Annotated in this window: 2 protein-coding genes; both read left to right on the top strand. The window is 71.3% G+C overall.

From position 1 onward, the window contains the following. Positions 1-445: 445 nt before the first annotated feature. Entirely contained in the window at positions 446-1,006 is a 561-nt protein-coding gene (locus AB0I51_RS48330) for a hypothetical protein (RefSeq protein WP_362985901.1), read from the top strand. Positions 1,007-1,180: 174 nt separating this feature from the next. Then, on the top strand, positions 1,181-1,870 hold the full coding sequence (locus AB0I51_RS48325; protein WP_362985903.1) for a DUF4142 domain-containing protein: 690 nt from the start codon (positions 1,181-1,183) through the stop codon (positions 1,868-1,870). The last annotated feature ends 110 nt before the right edge of the window (positions 1,871-1,980 follow it).

The following is a 1,980-nucleotide window of genomic DNA, read 5'->3' as shown; positions in this document are numbered from 1 at the left end:
TTCGACAGCCGGGCCGAGGTCGCTTCGGTTCGGCTCAACTGGGCTCAGTGGGACGGTCGTTGCCGGTGTCCGTGGATCCGTAGCGGTCGGTCGCCATGGGCCGTTCGTCGGCGATCGAGGGCCGAACGGCCCTGGTTTTGTGCCCCGCGACGACGAGAACGTGGCGATGCACATCCTGGCCGTGTCGGAGCAGACCGGCGGGCATCGCGGAGGTAAGAACCATGATCCATGGGCGCGCGCGTGTCGCGGTTGTGGCGGCCCTGCCCCTGACGGGAGCCGTGACTCTGGGAGGGGGTGGCGGCAACGGCAGCGCCGTCACGGCGACCGGTCGTACCTCGACCGTCACGGCCGGCCGCACTGTCACGGGCGGCAGCGCCACTCCCGGCACCACGCCCGCCGCGGGAGGCCCGACCAGTGGGTGGGGATCTGCTGTGCGGAGCGGAGCGTGGGGCTCCGGCAGGGTGGGCGGTGGCTGGGGTTTCTGGGGCCCGGCATGGTGGGCAAGGGTCATATGGGCAGCTGGTGGTTGGCCGCCGGCGGCACCCGGGTGCGGAGCGTCGGTCAGGCCTGGCAGCGGGCCGCGGCGTTCGCCGACCGGCTCGGACTGCGGGTCGGGGAGGTCATGCGGTTCTCCCGGAACTTCTCCGCCGAGCTGCGGGCCGGCAGTGGTCGCCCGGCCACCGAGGTCCTGGTCGACCGCGCCGGCGGGGCCGTGCCGATCGGGTACGGGCCGGCGATGAGGTGGAACACCGACGACGGCATGCCCTACGGCACCCGCAGTGGGACCCGGGTCCCGGCGGGGCGGGCGAAGAACATCGCCCTGGCGTGGCTTCGCGCCCGTGACCGCATGCCGACTGCGGGCGATCCGGAGTCCTACCCGGGCCACTACGCCCTGCACACCCTGCATGCCGGCGAGATCACCGGCATGCTGTCGGTCGACGCCGCCACCGGTCAGGTCTGGGACGGCACCTGGCACGGCACCTACATCGCCACCGGCCGGCGGTAGGCAGGACGCGAAGAAGCGTGTGGTCGGCGTACCGAACGCCGATCCTCTTTTGCGAATCCCTTGCGAGCCCAAAAGGTCCCGCGGGACCCCGCATCCGTACCTCTGTACGTGCGGTTTCCGAACCGGACAGGAGACGCAGTGCTCGTTTCACGCAAAGCGGCGGGAACTCTCTTCCTGGGTGGTGCGCTTGCCGCCACCCTCGGGTCACTTCTCTATCCCGCCATGCTCGGAGTCCAGAAGGTCGGCAGCGCGCCCGAACGGGTCATCGCCACCCCGGCGACCGGACCGCTGACGGAAGCCGACCGGGACTTCGTGGTCGAGGTGCGCGCCGCCGGGCTGTGGGAGTACCCCGTCGGCCGGACGGCCTTACGGAAAGGTACGACGAAGGCGGTCAGGACCGCCGGGGAGCACCTGGTCGAAGGGCATGCCTCACTGGACGCCGCATGCCGCAATGTCGCCGGGCAGCTGGGCATCACGCTGCCCAACCAGCCCTCTCCGCAACAGCAGGGCTTCGTGGCCACGTTGAACGCGGACAGCGGCACACAGTTCGACACCGACATGACCACCACTGTGCGCGCGGCGGACGGCCTGCTCCTCTCCACGATCGCGAGCGTCCGCACCACCACGAGGAACTCGCTGGTCCGTTCCCTGGCGGACCAGGCCAACGGCACCGTCCTGGACGAGATCACGGTCCTGGAGAAGACCGGCCAGGTCGACTTCGGCCAGGTCCTCGTCCAGGAGAACACCGCATCCAAACTCCCGGCCCAGGACGTGACCCCACCGCCCCCGGCCGCGGGCGAACCGCAGGTCGCCCTCACCCCCCCGACGACCAGCACGCGCTCGCCGAGTCCGTCGACGGGGTGAGGAGCAGGCCCGGCATCCGGCACCGGCAGGGCCCTCGTACCCGGCCCCAGCCTTCCGCCGTCCTCCGCGGCGTGCTGCCGATCAGCACCTCTCCCGGCGACACCTCCACC

It is taken from the genome of Streptomyces sp. NPDC050549 (assembly GCF_040655035.1).
Lineage (GTDB): Bacteria > Actinomycetota > Actinomycetes > Streptomycetales > Streptomycetaceae > Streptomyces.
This window is presented reverse-complemented; position numbering and strand designations above follow the sequence as displayed.